Here is a 21,020-nt window from a genome sequence, read left to right as displayed (position 1 = left end):
CGCCTGTCGCCCAAGAGAATTGGGGACATCCACCTCGGCGGCGAGGAATCGTCGACGTGATCGCGAGAACCATGATGACACAGGAAAATGAGGGATTCCTCATGTTTTGCGCGGACCGCTCGGTATACCCACCAGTAACCTGGCGAGTAACTTTTCGACATGTCCCCCACGACCCTGCGCGGACCCTCTTTTCCGCACCTCAGCGCCGCTTTTCGGCCCCGAGACGGGGTAGCCGAATTCGTCTCTCAAACCGTTATATAACCGTTATGTGACATGCGACACGACCGCCCGTCGAGTTGCCGCAGCTCTCCGGACAGCGCCGCGACGCACACGGGTTAGGGTGCACACCATGGCTTCCTGCGTGTTCTGCGACATCGTCTCCGGGACCGCGCCGTCGCGGACCGTCTACTCCGACGACGTCGTGGTGGGCTTCCTCGACATCCGGCCGATCACGCGCGGGCACACGCTCCTCGTACCGCGTACGCATTCGTCCGGCCTGGCGGATCTCGAGCCGGACACCGGAGCACGGCTGTTCGCCGCGGGCCAGCGGGTCGCCGGAGCGATGAAGTCGAGCGCCATCGCGGCCGACGGCGTGAATCTGGCGGTCAACGACGGACGCGCGGCGTTCCAGACCGTCTTTCACACCCATCTCCATGTGGTGCCGCGCCACCATGGCGACAAGCTCAGTTTCGCGAAGGGGTTGGTGGTCCGGCGGGACCCGAACCCGGACGACACGGCCGAGATACTCCGGACCGCGCTCGCCACGGACGACCGGTGACCACATCACCCGTGCACCTGCCGGACGAGGTGGTGCAGGCCGTGCGCGCCGCGGACACCGTCACCGTGTTCTCCGGCGCGGGCATCTCCGCGGAGAGCGGCATACCGACATTCCGCGACGCCGAGACCGGACTGTGGGCCCGGCACGATCCGGCGGCGTTGGCCACCCCGGAGGCCTGGTCGCGGGACCCGGCACTGGTGTGGGCCTGGTATCAGTGGCGAGCCCGGATGGTGCACGACACCGAACCCAATGACGGGCACCGGGCACTGGCCGACCTCGGCGCCGGGCGCACCGTCGGTGTCATCACGCAGAACGTCGACGACCTGCACGAGCGTGCGGGCAGCGATGTCGTCGCCCACCTGCACGGAAGCCTCTTCGCGCCGCGTTGCAGCCATTGCGGTCGGCCGTACGAGGGAGTGGACGCGGATCCGGCACGGGCCGTGCATGCCGAACGTGTGGAGCCACCGAGCTGCCCGGTCTGCCTGTCCCCCGTCCGTCCGGGCGTCGTCTGGTTCGGCGAGGCCCTGCCCGGTGATGCCTGGCGCCGCGCCGAGACCGCCATCGCGGGCGCCGACGCGGTGCTGGTCGTCGGCACCAGTGCCGTCGTCTACCCCGCCGCCGAGCTCCCCGAACGTGCTGCGCTGAACGGTATTCCGGTGATCGAGGTCAACCCCGAACCGTCCGCGCTCAGCGGCGACGTCCTGTACCGCATCGACGCCCCCGCGACCGCGGGACTCCGTGCTCTCGTCGACGCGGTGAACACCGGCGACTGATCGAGTAACGCGCGACCAGAGCCCGCCCGCCACACACCACCACTCGCTGATCGGGTAGCGCGCGAGCCCACCGAGCCCGCGTATCGAGATCACCTGCGCGAGATCTCGATACGGCCTCGGCTGGCGCCTCGACCTACTCGATCAACGGGGGCAGCCGCCGCTCGACCTACTCGACCAACTCGATCAACGGGGGCAGCCGGCACCTCGACCCACCCGATCAACAGGGCGGCGACGTCTCGGCCACCGTCCGATGGAGAATCCGAGTAGCCTCGGACCGTGGCCACCTCACCAGCCAGGACGATGGCACGTCGATGGCGCGGCGTGCTCGCGGGCTTCATCTCCCTGTCGGTCGCCGCGGCGTTCGCGGCAGCGGCTCCGAATACCGTCCGTGCCGCGCCGCAGCCCGGTTACGGTCAGCCCGGTTACGGTCAGATTGTGTCGTCGAGTCCGCTACCTGCGATCGAAGGCGCCGCGACCTCTCGTCGCATCGTGTACCGGACCGCGGACGGCAGCGGCGCGAGCAGGGTGAGCAGCGCAGCGTTGTACCTGCCCGCCGGCGCACCCCGCGCCGTCGTGTCCTGGGCACACGGCGCCAACGGGCTCGGCGACCAGTGCGCTCCCACCGTCCGTGGCCGCCACGACCGCGAGAAGCGCTACTTCCGTTCGCTGCTCGCCGCCGGATTGGCCGTCGTGGCAACGGATTACATCGGCCTCGGCACCCCCGGACCGTCGGGATTCCTCGATTCCGTCGGCGAGGCCAACGCGGTGGCCGATGCGGCTCGCGCGACGCGGAATCTGCAGCCCACCGTCGACTCGTGGATTGCGGACGGCCATTCGCAGGGCGCCCACGCCACCTTCAATGCCGCCGCGCACGGACCGAAACACGCCCCCGAACTCCGCTACCTCGGTGCGGCGGCGACGAGCTTCCCGCCGCAGGTGGATGCGCTGATCCCGCTCCTGACACCGTCGACCCCGCCGCTGCCACTCGAACTCACCGGCCTGTATCTCATGGCGTTGCGCGGATTCTCGGCGATCAACCCGGATCTACGGGTCGAGGACCACCTGAGCGCGCTCGGCACACGTCTGTTCCGGTCGAACGACACCAAGTGCATCGACGCGATCAATGCCGCCACCAAGGGTGTCCCGGTCAGTGCCGTCCTACGAACCCCGTTGAGCACCAACACGATCGAGGCCTTCCAGCGCTACCTCCGACTACCCGTGCGCGGCATCGACGGACCGATGTTCCTCGGCGCCGGTCTCCGCGACCGGACCCTGCCGTATCCGGCGGTGCTCCCGGCCCTCGCGGCCCTGCGCGCCAACGGAGTGGACGCCCGCTTCCACACCTACGACGCAGGCCACGACGACATCATCGAGATCTCGCTCCGTGACCGACTGTCCTTCGTGACCGGGCTGGCCAAGCGCTGACGCGACGGCGCATGCACCGCCGCCGAGCGTCCGAGATCACTCCCCGGCTCCGAGATCGATGGGCTGCCAGCGCTTTCCGGCACGGATCACGGCCGCGGTCGACGGCGTGGTCACCGAACCCGGTTTCACCCCGCGCCGGTCGAGAGCTTCCCACAGCCCCTCGAGTGCCGCGTCGGGATCGAGTTCGAACTCCGACTCCCGGACCCGCCAGAATTCCCAGCCGCAGCGCCGCAATTCGCGTTCACGTTCCATGTCCGACCGCGCCTGCTCCCCCGTGGTCCGGAAGGCGTCGCCGTCGCATTCCACCGCCATCCGGGCGTCCGATCCCGTGACGACCAGGTCGATCACCCGGTTGTTCACCGTCATCGACGGCACCACGTAGTAGCCGCGTGCCGCGAGCCGGTTGAAGACCTGCTGCTGGAACAGACTCGAGAACGGTTGCTGCCGTTCGGTATCGGACACATCGGTCGGCATCGGCGCGTTGCGCGGTCCCTGGTTGGCCTGCATGTAGCCGAGCAGCGAGTGCCGGAGATCGGCACGTTTGAGCTGATCGAGTTCGATCGAATGGAACAGCCACATCTGATCCATCGCCCGCGATGCGGCGACGTTGATGCGGCGCTGCGATTCCGCGCGCGTCAGCGGCGCGATCGCGGACGGATCGGACACCACCATCGACAGGAACAGCACGTGCCGCTCGTCACCCTGGAAATCCGGCGGCGTGCCGACCCGGATGCGGCGTTCACGCCACTCATCCTCGGAGACAGCTGCTTTCAGCTTCTTGGTAATCTCGTCGACCTGCTTCGATCCCTGAAGCGCGATCACACCGAAGTCCAGGCCGTCGTACGCGGGGTCGCGCAGGCACGTCGTGAGCGCCGTGACGATGGCGGCCGCCTCCACCTCATTGGTCAGCGACGCGCCCTGACCGGTGGCCGTGCCGCGGGGCACATGCGTCGACCGGAGCGGCGGGAGCCGATCGGCGCCGTACTGCCGCACCGGCTGCAGGGGCGCCCCCGCATAGAACTGCTGCGACGAGAACTCGATGATCTCCGGCATCGACCGGAAGTGCTCACGCAACCGGATGAGATGACCGAATCGGCTGCGCAACAGCGAGAACAGGCTCGAACGCGGGGTGAGGCTGTCACGCAGGTACTGCGGCAGATCCGGCAGGTGGGAGTCGAGACGTGCGAAGGCGTCGTCGAGCGTGGTACCCGATAATCCGTTGGGCGCGCACTGCCGGTCGTCGCCGACGACGATGACCCGGGGCGCCAGCCACAGCAGGAAGGCGCTCGTGATGTCGGCCTGGCTCGCCTCGTCGACGACCACCACGTCGAACGCATCCCGCACCGGCGCGACGGTCTCGGCCACCTGGCTGATCGACATGATCCACGCCGGCACCGCCGACTGCGCCTGCTCCATGGCGTCGCGCGCCGCGGCCCGGAACCTGTTGGCGTGCTTGCCCGATCCCTTGCCCAGGTTGATCATGTGGTCGCGGTAGGACTGCAACGCCTGCACCTGCGCGACCGTCATCCGCTCCAGGCAGGCCCGCCACGCGTGGGCCGCGGTCAGCCGCGTCGTCAGCTGGGCGATATCCGCCTCGTGCTCGTCGAGTTCGGCCTGCAGGCGGGCGTCGAGCCCGGGATCGGAGCGCTCGAGGATCCAGGTGTGCGCCCGGCGCCACGACCACGCGGCGCCGACGTCGCGCAGACGCGCGGGCCATTCCGGGTCGTCCGCCGTCTCGAACAGCAGAGCGCAGAACTCCGGTGCCTTGGAACGCAATCGAAGCGCGAGGAGATCCAGGGCGACCTGATCCTCGCTCTCGCTCCTGGCCCGGTTCCATTGGCGACGCGTCTCCCGGATCGTCTCGGCATCGGCGTTGGCCAATGCCGCCACCAGCGCGTCCCCCTCGGGCGACGGCCCCTTGTCCACCTCGGCCGACAAACGGTACGCGCATTCGGCCAGTTCATGTTCGGCGAGCACCGCGTCGTTGGTCGCGGCGATGGCACCGGCCTGCTGGGCGACCTCGGCGACCTCGGTGACGCTGCGCGGACGTGGCCCTCCCGGACTGATCGCCTCGAGTTCGCGGACCAGCCGGTCACGGCCGGAGATGAGCTCGGACACCCAGGCCAGCTGCTGATCGAGTTCGACGAGCCGGGCAAGCTGCGCCGATCGAGAACCGGATGCGTCGATCGGTACGTGCAGATCCGCGAGCACCCGCTGGACCCGTTGCACGGCCTCCAGCACGTCCAGGTGATCGGCGACCATACGCAACGTTCTCTCGTCGCTCACCTCCTGGCCGTCCACGGACGCGCGTACACCGGATTCCTCGACGGCCCGCTGCTGCGGAGACCGGAACATCCGTCCGCGCCAGCGGCCGCCCTCGGCCAGATGGTCGGCCGCCGCCCGGAACACCGACCCGTCTCCCGGATGTTCCCCGTCGACGAGTACCAGGTGGGACCCGAGCGCACGGTCCTTCTCGGCGGCGTCCGCGATCAGCGGCGACAATCCGGTGACGCGGCTCCACAGATGTCCGGCCTGGCCGTCGAGCAGACGGTTCGCCATGTCCACGACGGTCGCCGGAAAGGCCTGCACCTCATGCGAGGTCACCGCAAGACGATCACAGATCTCCTTGATCCGCACCAGCCGCGGACTCTCCACGTTGTCGAGGATCGACAGCAGCGACCCGCTGCCGACCATCGGCTCATGCGGCCGCGCCGCGATACGGACACAGATCTGTTCGAGATCCTTCGTCTCCGGCAGATAGTCGGCCAGATCCGGCAGTCGCTGCGACATCCGCGTCGTCGCACCACCCGTGGATCTCAGTAGCTCGAGCATGCGCTCGAAATCCGCGGTGTCCAGCGGCGGCAGCGCGCCCTCGAGAGGACCCGGAAGCCAGGAGTAGCGGTCGGCGTCGGCGTTGACCGCCCGCACCACCTCGGCGGCGGTACCGCGATAGTCGCCCGCGACCCATTCGTGGACCTCGGTCTCGGATTCACGGGACCGCCACAGCTCCAGGAGGACGCGTTCGCGTTTGGCGGTGGCCTGTTCACGCTTCGCGAGCAGATCGGTGATCTCGGCGTCGATGACACGCGGTGTGTGCGCCGCCTTGCGCCCGGCGATCGCCGACACGGCCGACACCGTCGCGTCGAAGTCGTCCTGGCCCGCATCGGCGATCGACACCGTGAGATCACGCAACTCCGGAGGGAGCATGCCCTGCACCACGTGCAGGGCCTGTGCCTTCTCGCTGACCACCAGAACGCGCTGCCCCTTGGCGAGGAGTGCCGCGGTCACGTTGGCGATGGTGTGCGTCTTCCCGGTGCCCGGAGGCCCCTCGACGACCACACCGCTGTCGGCACCCAGCTGGGCCAGCACGTCCCGCTGCTCCACGTTGCCCGGCAACGGATACAGCGCGTCGCGCACCAGGTCGTCGGCGGAGAGGGCATTCGAACGTTCCAGTGCCGCAAGACGTTCGGCGGCCTCGATGGGTTCGACGAGCTGCGCGAGCCCCAGCGGGACATCGTCGGAATCGGTATCCCGGAGTTCGGCGATGATGGCGTCGTAGAACGCGAGCGCGGCAGTCACCCCGCGCCGGCGCAACACGAGCGCGGGCCAGTACTCGACATGCAGCGTGACGAGATCGGAGTCCACTCCCACGCGCTGCTTCCACGCGTCGGTGACCTCGTTCATTTGCGGTGACACGACGGACGGGAGGTCGAGGATGCGGGCGCGCGCCTTGACCGCCTCCGACAGGTCGACGCCCTCGATGGGCGCCAGGAAATGTGTGTCGTTGGCGACCGGCGGCGCCCCGGCGCCAAGACTGATGCGGATGGCACCGGTCGACTCGTCCCGTTCGGCGACCACGTGCTGTGAGACCAGGTGTTCGCGCACCAGCGGGTCGCCCCCGCTCTCCGCGTCCAGGACCGTCACCAGCGCGTTGGCGACGACCAGTTCCAGCGTTTCCGGGTTCTCGGCGTAGTCGTCGACCAGCCGCGCGATCTCGTCGTACGCCTCGACACCGGGCGTCACCTCCACGATGACCTGCCCGGGAGCAGCGGATGTGCGCATGGGCACGCGTCCGGTCTTGCCGATCCAGACGAGACCGGGATGCTGCTCGACGTCGTTCACGACGTCCGATCGTGAACGGACCAACTCGCGCAGGAATTCGAGGAGACGTGACACCCGATCGGCGCGCCCGGACACCACGACGTCGGACGGCGCGGCGTCGGACGGCGCGCCGCTGCCTTCGGTGTGGTCGTCCCCGCTGTCCGGGGATCCGGTCTCCGTGTCCGCCATTCGGTCAACCCTCCTCGGTACGCCTGCTCCGGCGACGTCGGCTGGATTCACTGGCGTGGATACCTCTGGAACGCTACCAATCGCAGATCACAGATGAGAGGTGGCTAGCCGCGTTCGGCTCCGCGGAGTGCGCGATAGCCACCCGCGACGTAGTGCACGTTGGTGTAGCCGAGGTCGGTGAGCTCTTCGGCGATGGCCTCGGCACGTGAGGACACGGACACGACGGAAATCTCGGTGTCCGGGTCACGGATCACCGGGAAGGTTCCGGACGGGGTCGGGGTGAAACGCGAACGGACATCGGTCGGCTCGACGACGACCGCGCCCGGCACGCTGCCCTGATGCCGCATGACCTGCGGGCGCGCATCGACGATCACCGCACGATTGTCGGCACACCGCGCCATTGCCTCGGCACCTGAAATCGAATCCACCACTGACACTGGTTGACTCACCCGCTCCTCTTGTCTCGAGATGTCCTGTGATTGCGGGGGACACGGACGTTCGGACGATTTGTGTTCGTCCGCCTCCATCGTGTACGCCGTACCCCCACCACAAAATGTTACGGATCAATCGCGAAACGGCAACTGTTCATCGAACAGCACAGGTCAGAGCGTGAGGGAACGGTCAGCGCCGACGACCGGCGACCCGCGGCGTGCCCCGCTTGCCCCAGGAGTCGTTGCGCTTGCCCTGTCCGTCGCGGGCGCTGCGCTTGGCGCCCCCACGTCCGCGCGGCGGCCCGAAGTCACGACGCAGATCGATCGGATACTTGCCGATCCTGGTGTCGCGCAACGACGACAACGTCTCCTTGTCGAGATTCTCGGGCAGTTCGACGAGCGAGAAGTCGTCACGAATGCTGATGTTGCCGAAGTCGCCGCGGGTGAGTCCGCCCTCGTTGGCGATGGCGCCGACGATCGCCCCCGGCGACACCTTGTGCTTGCGCCCCACCGCGATGCGATAGGTGGTGAAGGAGCCGCCCGACTTGCGTGGCGCCCGCTCCCGGCGTTCGCGCCGCTCCCCCTCCGGCGGATCCGGTGCCATCAGGAAGCCACCATCACGGGTTTCCAGGGCGAGCGCGGCCGCGACGTCGGCCAGCGCCACGTCATGCTCCTGCGCGTAGTTCTCCACCAGTTGCCGGAACATCGCGAGATTGTCGGACCCGAGGTTCTCGGTGATCGAGTCGGCGAACTTCGCGACGCGCTGCGCGTTGACGTCGTCGACACTCGGCAGACCGATCTCGGTCAGCGTGGTACGGGTGGCCCGTTCGATGGCCCGCAGCAGATGACGCTCCCGCGGTGAGACGAAGAGGAGCGCGTTCCCCGAACGTCCGGCGCGACCGGTACGGCCGATGCGATGGACATAGGACTCGGTGTCGTGCGGGATGTCGAAGTTCACCACATGGGAGATGCGGTCGACGTCGAGGCCGCGGGCCGCGACGTCGGTCGCCACCAGGATGTCGATCTGGCCGTTCTTGAGCTGATTGATGGTGCGCTCACGCTGCGCCTGCACCATGTCGCCGTTGATGGCCACGGCCGAGAACCCGCGGGCCCGCAGCTTCTCCGCGAGTTCCTCGGTGCCGGATTTCGTCCGGACGAACACGATCATCGCGTCGAACGGCTCCACCTCGAGCACCCGGGTCAGCGCGTCCAGTTTGCGCTGGTGGGAGACCTGCAGATAGCGCTGCGTGATGTTCTGGGCGGTCGCGGTCTTCGACTTGACCGTGATCTCCTCGGGCTTGTTCAGGTACTTCTGCGCCAGCCGCCGGATCGCGCTCGGCATGGTCGCGGAGAACAGCGCGACCTGCTTGGAATCGGGGGTTTCGGCGAGAATCCGCTCCACGTCCTCGGCGAAGCCCATCGTCAGCATCTCGTCGGCCTCGTCGAGGACGAGGAACTCGAGTTCGGAGATGTCGAGGGTGCCCTTGTCGAGGTGATCGATCACGCGTCCGGGTGTACCGACGATGACCTGCGCACCCCGGCGCAGACCCGCGAGCTGCACGCCGTAGCTCTGCCCGCCGTAGATCGGCAGCACCCGGACATCGGGCATATGCGACGAGTAGCTGCCGAATGCCTCGGCGACCTGGAGTGCGAGCTCACGCGTCGGAGCCAGGACGAGCGCCTGGGGGCGGCGGACCGCCGGATCGATCCGGGACAGGATCGGAATCGCGAATGCCGCGGTCTTGCCGGTGCCGGTCTGCGCGAGTCCCACGACGTCGCGGCCGGCCATCAGGGGCGGAATGGTGGCGGCCTGGATGGGGGACGGCGTCTCGTAACCGACGTCCGCGATCGCCTGCCGGACCCGATCGTCGATGTCGAGATCATCGAAACCCACGGTGGCGGGACCATCGGTGGAATCGGTGGCGGTGTCGGCTGCCTCGCTCATGCGCATACTGTCTGGTTCATTGCCTCAACTCTAAACGCCGAGGGCCCGTTCCGAGGAATCCACGCGCTGCCGACCCCACCGCAACCGATCGGGCTGACCTGCGCCGCTCGGCTGCCGACGTCCGTGTGATGTCGCCCACGGTTGCTGATACCCTCGGTTCCACTTAACACGGGGGCATCGTCTCGATAGGCAGTCCCATGTCTGTTATGTCCAGTTCGTAGTCATGAGGAGACTTCCGCCTTGGAGCAGTACGCCACCCCTTCGACCGTTTCCATCGACGACAAGACCACGATGATCGACACCGTCCTCCGCTATCGCGAGGAGCGGCCGACACTGCCGCTGTTCAAGAGGCGGCAGGCGGGTCAGTGGATCAACGTCACCGCCCGGCAGTTCGCCGACGAGGTCGACACGGTCGCCAAGGGTCTTGTCGCCTCCGGCGTGGAACCCGGCGACCGCGTCGCAATCCTGTCCTCGACCCGCTACGAGTGGACCGTGCTCGACTACGCGGTCTGGCGCGCCGGGGCGACCACCGTCGCCATCTACGAGACCTCGGCACCCGACCAGGTCCAGTGGATCCTCGAGGACTCGGGCACCCGCCTGCTCATCGTCGAGAACGCCGACCACCTCGCACACCACAAGTCCGTCATCGACGGGGCGCCGGAACTCCGCGAGACGCTCGTCATCGACGACGGCGGCATCCAGGAGCTCGTGAAGCGCGGAGCCTCGGTCGGCGACGAGGTCCTCGACCAGCGCAACGCCAACGCGACCTCCGCCGATGCCGCCACGCTGATCTATACCTCCGGCACCACCGGCCGCCCCAAGGGCGTCGTGCTGACCCACGCCAACTTCGCCGCCGAGTGCGCCGCCACCCGTGACGCGGTGGGCGCCGGCCTCAAGGAGGGCAAGTCGACGCTGCTGTTCCTGCCGCTCGCGCACGTCTTCGCACGCGTCGTCGCGGTCGGCTGCGTCGAGAACGCCGTCGTTCTCGGACACACCAACGACATCCCGAACCTGATCGACGACCTCGCCGTCTTCAAGCCGAATTACGTGCTGTCGGTGCCGCGCGTCTTCGAAAAGGTCTACAACTCCGCCAAGCAGAAGGCCTACGACGGCGGCAAGGGCAACATCTTCGACAAGGCCGCGGACACCGCGATCGAGTATTCGAAGGCCATGGAGGAGGGCAAGATCGGCCTGGGCCTGAAGCTCAAGCACGCGGTCTTCGACAAGCTGGTGTACGGCAAGCTGCGCGCCGCGCTGGGCGGTCAGTGCGAAGGTGCCATCTCCGGTGGCGCACCGCTCGGCGCCCGTCTCGGCCACTTCTTCCGCGGCGTCGGCATCCCGGTCTACGAGGGCTACGGCCTGTCCGAGACCACCGCAGCGGTCACCGCGAACAACGAGACCGACCAGCGCGTCGGCTCGGTCGGGCGCCCCGTCCCCGGTGTCACGGTCGCCATCGCCGACGACGGCGAGATCCTGCTCAAGGGACCGGTCGTGTTCGGCGGCTACTGGAAGAACGACAAGGCCACCGACGAATCCATCATCGACGGCTGGTTCCACACCGGCGACATCGGCAAGCTGGAGGACGGCTACCTCTTCATCACCGGCCGCAAGAAGGAACTTATCGTCACCGCCGGCGGCAAGAACGTCTCCCCCGCCCAGCTCGAGGACACCATCCGCGCGCATCCGCTGATCAGCCAGTGCCTGGTGGTCGGCGACCAGAAGCCGTTCATCGGCGCGCTCATCACCCTGGATCCGGAGGCACTGCCGGGCTGGCTGGAGCGCAACAACCTGCCGGCCGACACCTCGCTCGCCGACCTCGCGACGAACGACAAGATCTTCGCCGAGGTCGATGCCGTGGTGAAGGACGCCAACGCGAAGGTCTCCAACGCCGAGGCCATCAAGAAGTTCGTGATTCTGGACACCGATTTCACCATCGAGACCGGAGAGCTGACGCCGACGCTGAAGCTCAAGCGGGCCGTCATCCACGACGCGCACAAGCAGGCCATCGCCGATCTGTACACGTGATCGTCGCGGTCCGTCGAGCGCGGGCCTGATCACATCGGTTCGGGCGCGCGCCGACTTGGGAACGAGTCGGCGCGCGCTTAGGCTGACGTGTCGATGAACCGGGATCTCGCCATCGATGCGACCCGTGGCCTCGCGATCTGGAGCATGATCACCGCACATTTCGCCACGGGGCTGCGCGTCGCCGCACCCACCCATGCCTACCCGTACGTGGACGGTATGTCCGCCTTCGTGCTGCTGTCCGGGCTGGTGCTGGGGATCGTGTACAGCCGTTGGATCGACCGCGAGTCGCTGGGCTACGCGTACCGGCGACTCGCGAAGCGCATCGTGGTGCTCTATCTCTGCCAGCTCGCGATCGCGGTCGTCGCGGTGGCCGCCGCTCTCGCCGGCCACCGGTGGCTCACGCTGTTGCTCCCCGTGGACGGCTGGTCCGACGGTCTGTGGCTGGCCGTGACCATGCAGTACCTCCCCAGTGGTGGCAACATCCTGCTGCTCTATCTCGTCCTCATGGCGTCGGCCTTTGTGCTGTTCCCCCTGTTGATGCGCGGGATGTGGGCACCGGTGCTCGCGGCATCGGTTGTGCTGTACGCGATCTCGCAGGTCTGGACACCGCAGTGGTTCTACCTGCGCGCCTATATGGCCGCGCCGGAGATCCAGAACTGGGCGGCATGGCAGGTCATGTTCGTCCCGGCGGTGGTCGTCGGCTGGAAATGGCGCGACTGGCAGATCCCCCGGCTGATCGACCGATGGTTGCCACTGGTGATCGCGGTCGCGGTGGCGTGGGCGCTGGTGATGCACTTCGGCGTCGACACCGGACCATGGGTGGACCACGAATCCGCCATCGCCGACAAACTCGAGTTCCGATTCGCCCGCGCCGTCGGCGCCTGGCTCGCCATCCCGGCGATCTACGGCATCTTCCGGTGGCTGTTGCATCGATGGCACCGGGATTGGTTGCGACCGTTGGTGATGACCGGCACCCGGAGCCTGGACTCCTACGTGATCCAGGCGATCGCCCTGGTGCTGGTGCCGATCCATGTGGCACACCGCCCCTGGGACGACCTGACCGCCACCGCGGTGGTGCTCCTGGTGTTCGGACTATGTTGGGCCTGGGCCGAATTCCGGCGCGCCTGGCAGGTCGACAAACTGCACAGACTCCCCGAACTCGCGCTGCAACGATGGCCAGGACGCGCCACGGAACCGATGGGAGCGACCCGATGACGAACTCTCCGCGCCGCCACGACCCGCACACGCTCGGCGACCACAGCCTGTGTGTGCACGGCGGGAACTCCGAGTCCGCGGAGGGCGCCATCCGCACCCCCATCACCATGGCGAACTCGTATCGCCTGCCCGACGATCCGTCGACGCTGGACTGGTCGGGCACCGACCGGTTCTTCTACACCCGCAACTCCGGGGCGAATCAGGTTGCGCTGCAGAACAAATTGGCCGCCCTCGAACACGGAGAGGAAGCCGTCGTACTGGCCACCGGCGTCGCGGCACTGCACTCGGTCTTCTTCACCCATGTCGCTACGGGAGACCACGTCGTGGTCTCCGACACCACATACGAGGCCACCTGGAAGCTCTGGTCGTCGCTGCTGCCGCGCAAATACGGCATCGAGGCGACGTTCGTCGACGTGACCGATCCCGACGCCGTGCGGGCCGCGATGCGCCCGAACACCCGCCTGGTGATCACCGAGGTGATCGCGAATCCGACGACCAAGATCGCCGACGTCCCCGTGCTCGCCGGGATCGCCCACGAGGGCGGGGCACTGCTGATGGTCGACTCCACGTTCACTCCGCCACCCCTCTACCGGCCGCTGGACGCCGGCGCCGACCTGGTCGTGCATTCGCTGACGAAATTCATCAACGGGCACGGGGATGCGATGGGCGGCGCGGTGATCGGGCGACGCGAACTGATCGACCCGATCCGCGCGGAGGCCATGGTCGATGTCGGCGGAGCCATCTCCCCGTTCAACGCCTGGCTCATCGCACGTGGATCGGTCACTCTGCCACTACGTTTCGCCCAGCACCAGAGTACCGCTCGGCGACTCGCCGACGTCCTGTCCGCCGATGATCGGGTCGCCTACGTCGCCTATCCCGGCCTGGCCTCGCATCCCCAACACGACGTGGCCGCACGGCAGTTCGGCTCACGCGGCTTCGGCGCCATGATGGCATTCGCGGTACGCGGTACACCCGACGACCAGAATCGGTTCGTCTCGAATCTCGGCCTGATCACGTCCGCCGTATCCCTCGGGCACGACGAGTCGCTCATCGTGCATGTCGGCACCGACGGCCCGCGCGTGGCGGCCTATCCGGACGACTTCCGTCGCTGGGGGCATCTCCGCTTCTCCGTCGGCCTCGAGGACCCCGACGATCTCGAGGCCGACCTCCGCAACGCCCTCGATGCCACTTTCTGATCACTCAGATCGACTGTGGAACATGGGATCTCGATACGGCCTCGGCTGGCGCCTCGAGCTACTCGATCAGCGGGAGGCCGGTGATTGAGTAGCCGGCGAGTCCAGCCGGCCCACCGCTGATCGAGTAGCCGGCGAGTCCAGCCGGCCCACCGCTGATCGAGTAGCCGGCGAGTCCGGTCGGCCCACCGCTGATTGAGTAGCCGGCGAGCGCAGCGAGTCGGCGTATCGAAATCACCCGCCGCGCTCTTGCTCGTCGCGTGCTTCGTAGAGGATCCCGCGTTCGATGGCCTCGCGCACCACGGGAAGTGCCGCCTGCGCGAGAGCATCGGACTCCACGCCGTGAAAATCCGCGAGCAGCTCGATCAGCGCACCGAGGGGGACGACCCCGCGGCAACCGGCCAGCAGCGCCCGGGACACCTCGTCGACGCCGAGCACCGCACCCGGTCCGCCGGGCCGTCGGACGGCGGACGACACCTGTTGCCACCCTTCGTCTCCGGGGAGTGATTGTTCGTCGAGAAAAACCGGTGCAGTCCGCAATCGCGCGGACAGCAGCGCGTCGTCGGATATCGCCCGGAGGTAGGCGCGGCGCGCCAGGAAGGCCTCGGCCTCCGGCCCGGTGATCTCCTCACCCGCCCCGGTGATCTCCTCGATCACCTGATCCGGTTCCCCGGTGTCACCGTCGGCACGTTTACGGAGGATGATGGTCCCCATCCCGATGCCGGTGATGCGCTGCTCGGTGAACCAGTCGAGCCACGCCGCACCGCGATCGGCCACGCTCTCGGCGGATTCCCCGGCGTCGGACAACCACAGCGAGATATAGCTGATGGGGTCGGCCAGTTCGCGCTGCACCACCCATGCGTCGAGCCCGGTCCCCTCGATCCAGCCTCGTACACGCTCCCGCCAGTCCACATCCTCGTGGACGATCCAGTTGGCCAGAAGTTGCGCCGTGCCACCGGGATTCAGATGATCGGGCAGACTCCGGATCAGTTCCGCACAGATCGCGTCACCGCTCATGCCGGAGTCACGGTAGATGTAATCCTGCTCCCCGGCCCCGACGACGAACGGCGGATTCGACACGATGAGGTCGAAACGTTCGCCGGCGACCGGTTCGAGCAGACTGCCCGCACGCAGATCCCACGACATACCGTTGAGTCGTGCCGTCGCCGCCGCGAGCGCGAGGGCCCGTTCGTTGGTGTCGGTGGCGACGATCTCGTCGCAGTGGGCGGCCATGTGTACGGCCTGGATGCCGCAGCCGGTGCCGATGTCCAGCGCGCGGGTCACCGGCTGCCGGATGATCGCGCGTGCCAACGACACCGACGCTCCCCCGATGCCGAGGACGTGGTCGCGCCGCACCGGCTCGGCACGCATGACCGCGTCCTGGTCGGAGACGATCAGATAGTCCCCGGCATCGTCGGCGTGTGGCCGGATGTCGAGGGCGGCCCGCAGACCGGAACCGCCGTCGGCCACCTCGAGGACCCCCTGCGCCAGGAGAGCGTCGCGACCGGAGGCCGGAAAGGCTTGTGCCACATCGTCATCGGATTCGTCGGAACCGAGAAGGAAGAGACGGATGATCGTCGCGAGCCCGGCGGCGTCCGACTCGACGCGCCGGGTCGCCCGCAGGGCAGGCCACCAGATACCGCGTCCCAGAGCGTCGTTCGCCTCCTCACCCAGAAGGGTCGCGACGCCGTCGGTGGTGTAGCCCGCCGCGCGAAGGTCGGCTCCGAGGGCATCGATGACGAGGGGATCGGAGAGCGGATGGATCGGACTCACCCGACCTTTCGGTATTTCTTGTGCATGGCCTGCTTGGACACCCCGAGTAGCGTACCGATCTCCGCCCACGACAGCCCGGCCAGCCGCGCTCGCCGGACCGCGACCTCTTCGTCACGGGCCAGGTCGCGGCGCGCGGAGGCCACCCGCGCGAGTTGTTCCACGGGTGTCTCGTCACCGTCGCCGTCGAGTGCTGTTCGCATGGCTCCAGCATGCCCCGGGATGACGGAGGCGTCAACCTTGGTTGACCTTCCCGATCAGCAGCCGGCGAGAATCCGGATCATCGCCGCCTTCTCCGCGGGCGTCACCGACACCCCGTACCGATGTTTGACGTCGATCTGCCGCGACACATAGGTGCACCGGTATCTCTTATTGGGCGGCAGCCATGTCGCCGCGTCGCCCGCCCCTTTGCGCTGATTGACCCAGGCATGCACCGCTTGCAGATTACGCGGGTCGTTCGCGAAATCGCGTCGCTTGTCCGCCGGCCACTGCTGAGCGCCCTTCTGCCAGGCGTCCGCCAGCGCCACGACATGATCGATCTGTACCGCGGCAGAAGTTCGCTCGCCTCGGACGAACGGCGTCGACGTACCGGTGTACGGATCGTTCAAAACCCCGGAGAGCACCGTGCATCCGTTGGGGCGCAGCGTGATCATCGTCAAATCGCGCCGAAGAATATCGTCGCGGGTACGGCAACCGTTACGACCGCCGGGCACGGCGACGTCATCGGACCATGCCGTGCCGAACATCCGGCGCTGATAACCCGTTTTCGGGGCCCTGCCCCGGACGGTCAGATCGTCGAGAGCCGCGCGGGTCCGCTCCACAGCGTCGGCACGGGGAGCGGCAACGGATTCCGGCACCGACGCGACTGTGCCGGTCAGTCCTGCCGTCACGAGCAGCGCTGCCACGGCTGCCTTCACGCGCATATCCAACTCACATCATCCGCGAGCGAGTCCGCCCCCACCGATCGGTCAGTGAGCGGAGTCGAACGCTTCCATGATGGACAGCGGGATCCGGCCACGATCACTCACGTCGTAGCCGTTCTTCCGCGCCCATTCCCGAATCGCCTGGGTCTGCTCTTTGGACTGGCGACCCGAACCGGCCGAGAGCCGTGACTTCACAACGCCCGACCGGCGCGAAACCGCGAGGTATTTGTCGAGCATCTTGTGGAATTCTTTGGCATGCGCGGCCGAGGTGTCGAACTCATACGACTTGCCGTCGAGTGCATATCGGACGGTGACCGGATCCGTCAGTTCCTTGCCGTCCAGATCATCGACATACTGAACGACCGTCTGCTTTGCCATTTACCGTCCCTGCTTTCGTAAATCCTTGCACATCACGTCAAAGGCGACTCTAGCAGCGATTCGTACGAAAGGATGAAAGGGCGGTCATCTCGCCTCCGCTAAACGGGAAATACCGATATCGCTCCGGCCAGCGAGTTCGGTGGGCCTGCCCTTTCGCTGGCCGGCACGTCGCCCTGTCACGGCATCGATTGCCCGCGCACGTGACCGTCACCGGAACATCGCCTCGATATCGGCTATTTCCTCCTGTGTGATGGAGATCAATGGGTGATCGTCCGGTGTCGACGAGAAGCGCTCACCCGTACGTGCCGCATCCGCCAGCGTGTCGATCGCGGCACAGATCGATTCCATCAGATCGTCCATCGCGTCGTCGGCGGAGCCGGAACCTCCGTCGACCGAGATCCGGAGACACTCGGTGCCGTCGACGAGCACGGTCGCCATCGCGATCTCCACGGGATGCGACCACCGTGCGTCCGTTCCCGAGATCTCCGGCAGTATCACCCCCGCCTCCGGCGCGCTCCCCCATCCGGCCGACTCATCGATCTCGGTGAGACGGCCGAGGAAGTTGAGTCCGACTGTGGGCGAACGGTAGTCGGCGAGCAGGTCCGCAGTCGTAGGGTTCAGGTGCCGCGCCATCCCGAAGCCGAGGCCACCGTCAGGACATTCACGGAGCGCCGCCTTGGTGTGATGCAGCCACCGTTGGACTGTTCGATGCGCCGCACCGACGTCATCGAATTCACTTGTGGCACAGACGATGGGCCGGACTGTGGTGAACCAGCCGATGGTGCCGCTCACGTCGGGCGCGCGTCGCATCGACGCCACCGGTCGCGCGACCTCCGACGCGTCACGTCCATGGCCCTCGATGTCGAAGGCCACGGTCTGCACGTCCTGACCGAGGTCGCGCCGGCACCAGTGCGCCAGGCCCGCCGCGACGGCGGTGGCGATCACGTCGTTGGCCGTCATCGATGCCATCGACGGCACGGTCGAGAGCAGGTGTCGGCTCCTGTCGGCATCGACCAGTCTGTCGGCGGAACGGCGTGAACCGGCGGTCTCGGGCATCATCGGCCCCGCCGCGCGCACACGGCCGGCGATCGACGTCCAGTACGGCACATCGACATCGAGCGTGTCCGCGAGGTGTTCGAGATAATCCACCCACCCGCGATACGAGGCGTCGCCCGGTTCCGGATCACGGTCGGGTTCCTGTAACCGGCGAGCCATGTCGCCCAGGAGTATTCGCCAGGACACGGCGTCGACCACCACATGGTGGGCGATCAGCAGCAGTCGTCGGCAATCGAGTTCGGGCCCTTCGAAAACGACCGCGGCACACATCCGGCCCGCGCCCGGGTCGATGCGCGCGTGCATCGTTCGTGCGTGCCGGCGCATCGCGCTCAGTGGCTCCCCGTCGATCCACACGGACTCCACCGCGAACGCCGGCATCCCGTCGTCCGGTATGTGCAACACTTTCTCGACGAGCCGCGCCCGCAGAATCGGTTGGCACGCGACAACTCCGGACAATGCCCTCGCCAGTTCGGCGGTACCGATCGCATCGTCGGCGATGCGCAGCATCACCGCCTGCGCGAAGCGGTCGTCGTGGTCCCGGTGACCGGAGTACCACCGCACGATCGGGGTGCCGCGGGTCGGCCCGGCCGCATCGACGACCACCGGGTCGGCCGCGGTGATCGACACTGCGCACCGGGCCAATCCGGCAACGGTCTGATGGGCGAAGACATCGGCCGAGGTGATCCGCAGACCGTGTCGTGCAGCGGTACCGACGAGTTTGACGGACAGGATGCTGTCTCCGCCGAGATCGAAGAACGAGTCGTGTACGCCGACCCCGTGCACGCCGAGTACCTCGGCGAATACCTGGCACAACATCTCCTCGTTCGGGCTCCTCGGCCCCTCGGAGGTCGACGCCACGGTGAAGTCCGGCGACGGGAGCGCCGACCGGTCGATCTTGCCGTTCGGCAGCACCGGGAACCGGTCGACGACGACGAACAGCGACGGCACCATGAACTCGGGCAACCGGCGGGCGACCCACTCCCGCAACGATGCCGAGATCTCGAGATCCGTTGTGTCCCCGGCCGTTGTGTCCCCGTCCGCTGTACCGACATCGCCGGCCCGGTCCGCGGCGATCGCCGCCCGGTCGACGATGACGTAGCCGACGAGCCGCACGCTCCCGGCGGTCTCCACCGGCCGAATCAGCCCGGACACGACAGCGGGGTGGGCTCGCACCACGGATTCCACTTCCCCGGGCTCGACCCGGTATCCGCGGATCTTCACCTGGTCGTCGGCGCGACCGACGAACTCCATCGTGCCGTCCCTCAGCCATCGGACGACGTCACCCGCGCGGTAGAGCCGTGCGCCGGTGCCGAAGGGCGACGCCACGAACCGACCCGCCGTCAGGTCCGGCCGACGCCAATAGCCTCGGGCCAGCAACCTGCCGCCCACGTACAGTTCTCCAGGCACCCCGACCGGTACCGGCTGCAGATGATCGTCGAGCACCACCACGCTCGCACCGTCGATCGGCGCGCCCAATGCCATCGGCCCCGCGGCCGTGAGCGGCTCGGAGAAGGTGACGCCGATGGTGCATTCCGTCGGCCCGTATCCGTTGACCATCCGGCGCCCGGGCGCCCATCGGGACAGCAATCGACTGCTGCACTGCTCGGCCCCCACCATCACCGCAACGTCCGTGCTCAGGTGATCCGGTTCCATCAGGTCCAGCACGCTCGGCAGCACGAAGGAGTGCGTAACGCGCAGGCGGTTGACGGCACCGGTCCAATCACGTTCGGAGACCTCGGCCGTCGAGGGAATGGCCAGGGCCGCACCGGCGCCGAGTGCGGCCAGGACCTCGAAGATCGCGGCGTCGAATCCGGTACTCGCCCAGCTGAGTACACGGGAACCGGCCGTCACCCCCCAGCGCTCGGCCTGCGCGGCGACGAGGGCGGAGAGACCGGCGTGTGTGACGGCCACGCCTTTCGGCAGTCCGGTGGTGCCCGATGTGTAGATCAGATACGCGGGATGATCCAGCGCCAGTGGTGCGGTGCGTTCCGCGTCGGTGATCGGCGTGGCGGGTTGGTCGCGCCACGCCAGGTCGCGATCCGGGTCGTCGATGACGATCGTGTGAGGGGCGGCCGAGATACCGGCGTCGCCGTGATCGGTCGCGTCGGCGTCGGGGACCGCGTGAGCGTCGGCCGCTGTGGTGAGAATGACCCGCGGTTCCGCGTCGGCGACGATCCGCTGACGTCGGTCGGCCGGATGGTCGGGCGTGATCGGCAGGTAGGCGCCGCCCGCCTTCGTGATCGCGACGATCGCGGTGACCCATGCCGCCGAGCGCGTCATGCAGACCCCGACGACCGATTCCGGTCCGACCCCCAGCTCGATGAGCGTGCGCCCCAACCGGTCCGAGTCGTCATCGAGTTCCCGGTAGGTGATGTCCCCCGCGTCGCAGGTGATCGCCGTCCGGCCGGGTGCGGAGGCGACCGCGGCGGCCAGGATGTCCGGCAGGCGGAGCGGCTCGATGTCGGCGGTCGCCGAGGTCCGGCCCCAGGATTCGAGCATCCGGCGTTCGGTCTCGTCGATCAGCGTCAGTTCCGACACGCGTGTCTCCGGCGCCGCCACGACCTGCCGGAGCACCGACGTCAGTCGGCGTACCAGGCCGGACACGGTGGATTCGTCGAAGAGATCCGTCGCGTACTCGACGGAGATGTCGAGGCCACCGGCCTCGGAACCGTCCCCCAGGTCTTCGGCAAAGGCGAAGGACAGGTCGAACTTCGCGGTATCGGCCGGAAGGGTGTGCATCGTGACCTCCGCTCCCGGAAGATCAACGGCCACACCACGACCCGAGGAATCCTGCATCGCCACCAACACCTGAAACAAC

General features: G+C 67.6%; 14 protein-coding genes. 6 read left to right on the top strand and 8 right to left on the bottom strand.

Features of this window, described 5'->3' with window-relative positions:
* The first annotated feature begins 349 nt into the window (after positions 1 to 349).
* From AC4JJG_RS07580 to AC4JJG_RS07570, 3 genes are all read left to right on the top strand, one after another.
* Entirely contained in the window at positions 350 to 778 is a 429-nt protein-coding gene (locus AC4JJG_RS07580) for an HIT family protein (protein WP_495402043.1), read from the top strand.
* The gene (locus AC4JJG_RS07575; RefSeq protein ID WP_495402044.1) at positions 775 to 1,551 is read left to right on the top strand and encodes an SIR2 family NAD-dependent protein deacylase; all 777 of its coding nucleotides are present in this window, start codon (positions 775 to 777) and stop codon (positions 1,549 to 1,551) included. Before AC4JJG_RS07580 ends, AC4JJG_RS07575 begins: the two co-directional genes overlap by 4 nt.
* A 276-nt stretch (positions 1,552 to 1,827) precedes the next feature.
* Complete coding sequence (locus AC4JJG_RS07570) at positions 1,828 to 2,976, top strand: lipase family protein (protein ID WP_495402045.1); 1,149 nt, start codon at positions 1,828 to 1,830, stop codon at positions 2,974 to 2,976.
* 36 nt (positions 2,977 to 3,012) lie between these two features.
* On the opposite strand, the gene AC4JJG_RS07565 is transcribed toward AC4JJG_RS07570, so the two are convergent.
* From AC4JJG_RS07565 to AC4JJG_RS07555, 3 genes are all read right to left on the bottom strand, one after another.
* A complete protein-coding gene (locus tag AC4JJG_RS07565; RefSeq protein ID WP_495402046.1) occupies positions 3,013 to 7,266 on the bottom strand; it encodes a PDDEXK-like endonuclease domain-containing protein in 4,254 nt (1,417 codons plus the stop codon).
* A 104-nt stretch (positions 7,267 to 7,370) separates the two neighbouring features.
* Positions 7,371 to 7,703, bottom strand: coding sequence for a rhodanese-like domain-containing protein (locus tag AC4JJG_RS07560; protein WP_495402060.1), 333 nt, complete (start codon positions 7,701 to 7,703; stop codon positions 7,371 to 7,373).
* A 184-nt stretch (positions 7,704 to 7,887) separates the two neighbouring features.
* Positions 7,888 to 9,642 carry a DEAD/DEAH box helicase gene (locus tag AC4JJG_RS07555; RefSeq protein WP_495402047.1) on the bottom strand — a complete coding sequence of 585 codons (1,755 nt, stop codon included), beginning with the start codon at positions 9,640 to 9,642 and terminating at the stop codon, positions 7,888 to 7,890.
* A 291-nt stretch (positions 9,643 to 9,933) separates the two neighbouring features.
* On the opposite strand from AC4JJG_RS07555, the gene AC4JJG_RS07550 reads away from it, so the two are divergent.
* The 3 genes from AC4JJG_RS07550 to AC4JJG_RS07540 all read left to right on the top strand — a co-directional run bounded on the left by AC4JJG_RS07550 (position 9,934) and on the right by AC4JJG_RS07540 (position 14,078).
* Positions 9,934 to 11,667 (top strand): AMP-dependent synthetase/ligase, encoded by a 1,734-nt coding sequence (locus tag AC4JJG_RS07550; protein WP_495402061.1) that lies wholly within the window; start codon positions 9,934 to 9,936, stop codon positions 11,665 to 11,667.
* 93 nt (positions 11,668 to 11,760) lie between these two features.
* On the top strand, positions 11,761 to 12,882 hold the full coding sequence (gene opgC / locus AC4JJG_RS07545) for an OpgC domain-containing protein (protein WP_495402048.1): 1,122 nt from the start codon (positions 11,761 to 11,763) through the stop codon (positions 12,880 to 12,882).
* Complete coding sequence (locus AC4JJG_RS07540; protein WP_495402049.1) at positions 12,879 to 14,078, top strand: trans-sulfuration enzyme family protein; 1,200 nt, start codon at positions 12,879 to 12,881, stop codon at positions 14,076 to 14,078. Before opgC ends, AC4JJG_RS07540 begins: the two co-directional genes overlap by 4 nt.
* 231 nt (positions 14,079 to 14,309) lie before the next feature.
* Here the strand turns inward: AC4JJG_RS07540 and AC4JJG_RS07535 are convergent, their stop codons facing one another.
* The 5 genes from AC4JJG_RS07535 to AC4JJG_RS07515 all read right to left on the bottom strand — a co-directional run bounded on the left by AC4JJG_RS07535 (position 14,310) and on the right by AC4JJG_RS07515 (position 20,998).
* A complete protein-coding gene (locus AC4JJG_RS07535; protein ID WP_495402050.1) occupies positions 14,310 to 15,848 on the bottom strand; it encodes a DUF7782 domain-containing protein in 1,539 nt (512 codons plus the stop codon).
* Positions 15,845 to 16,048, bottom strand: a complete 204-nt coding sequence (locus AC4JJG_RS07530) for a hypothetical protein (RefSeq protein WP_495402051.1) — start codon at positions 16,046 to 16,048, stop codon at positions 15,845 to 15,847. Before AC4JJG_RS07530 ends, AC4JJG_RS07535 begins: the two co-directional genes overlap by 4 nt.
* A gap of 54 nt (positions 16,049 to 16,102) precedes the next feature.
* The gene (locus AC4JJG_RS07525) at positions 16,103 to 16,762 is read right to left on the bottom strand and encodes an HNH endonuclease family protein (RefSeq protein WP_495402052.1); all 660 of its coding nucleotides are present in this window, start codon (positions 16,760 to 16,762) and stop codon (positions 16,103 to 16,105) included.
* Positions 16,763 to 16,813: 51 nt separating this feature from the next.
* Positions 16,814 to 17,146 carry a histone-like nucleoid-structuring protein Lsr2 gene (locus AC4JJG_RS07520; protein WP_495402053.1) on the bottom strand — a complete coding sequence of 111 codons (333 nt, stop codon included), beginning with the start codon at positions 17,144 to 17,146 and terminating at the stop codon, positions 16,814 to 16,816.
* Between the two features lie 207 nt (positions 17,147 to 17,353).
* Positions 17,354 to 20,998: an amino acid adenylation domain-containing protein gene (locus AC4JJG_RS07515; RefSeq protein ID WP_495405749.1), complete on the bottom strand. Its 3,645-nt coding sequence runs from the start codon at positions 20,996 to 20,998 to the stop codon at positions 17,354 to 17,356.
* Positions 20,999 to 21,020: the final 22 nt, after the last annotated feature.

It is taken from the genome of Gordonia sp. B8661-1 (assembly GCF_059427765.1).
This window is presented reverse-complemented; position numbering and strand designations above follow the sequence as displayed.

Coding starts and splice junctions, on each gene's coding strand:
- AC4JJG_RS07580 (WP_495402043.1), top strand. CDS start 350: ATGGCTTCCTGCGTGTTCTGCGACATCGTCTCCGGGACCGCGCCGTCG.
- AC4JJG_RS07565 (WP_495402046.1), bottom strand. CDS start 7,266: ATGGCGGACACGGAGACCGGATCCCCGGACAGCGGGGACGACCACACC.
- AC4JJG_RS07555 (WP_495402047.1), bottom strand. CDS start 9,642: ATGAGCGAGGCAGCCGACACCGCCACCGATTCCACCGATGGTCCCGCC.
- AC4JJG_RS07550 (WP_495402061.1), top strand. CDS start 9,934: ATGATCGACACCGTCCTCCGCTATCGCGAGGAGCGGCCGACACTGCCG.
- opgC (WP_495402048.1), top strand. CDS start 11,761: ATGAACCGGGATCTCGCCATCGATGCGACCCGTGGCCTCGCGATCTGG.
- AC4JJG_RS07540 (WP_495402049.1), top strand. CDS start 12,879: ATGACGAACTCTCCGCGCCGCCACGACCCGCACACGCTCGGCGACCAC.
- AC4JJG_RS07530 (WP_495402051.1), bottom strand. CDS start 16,048: ATGCGAACAGCACTCGACGGCGACGGTGACGAGACACCCGTGGAACAA.
- AC4JJG_RS07520 (WP_495402053.1), bottom strand. CDS start 17,146: ATGGCAAAGCAGACGGTCGTTCAGTATGTCGATGATCTGGACGGCAAG.
- AC4JJG_RS07515 (WP_495405749.1), bottom strand. CDS start 20,998: ATGCAGGATTCCTCGGGTCGTGGTGTGGCCGTTGATCTTCCGGGAGCG.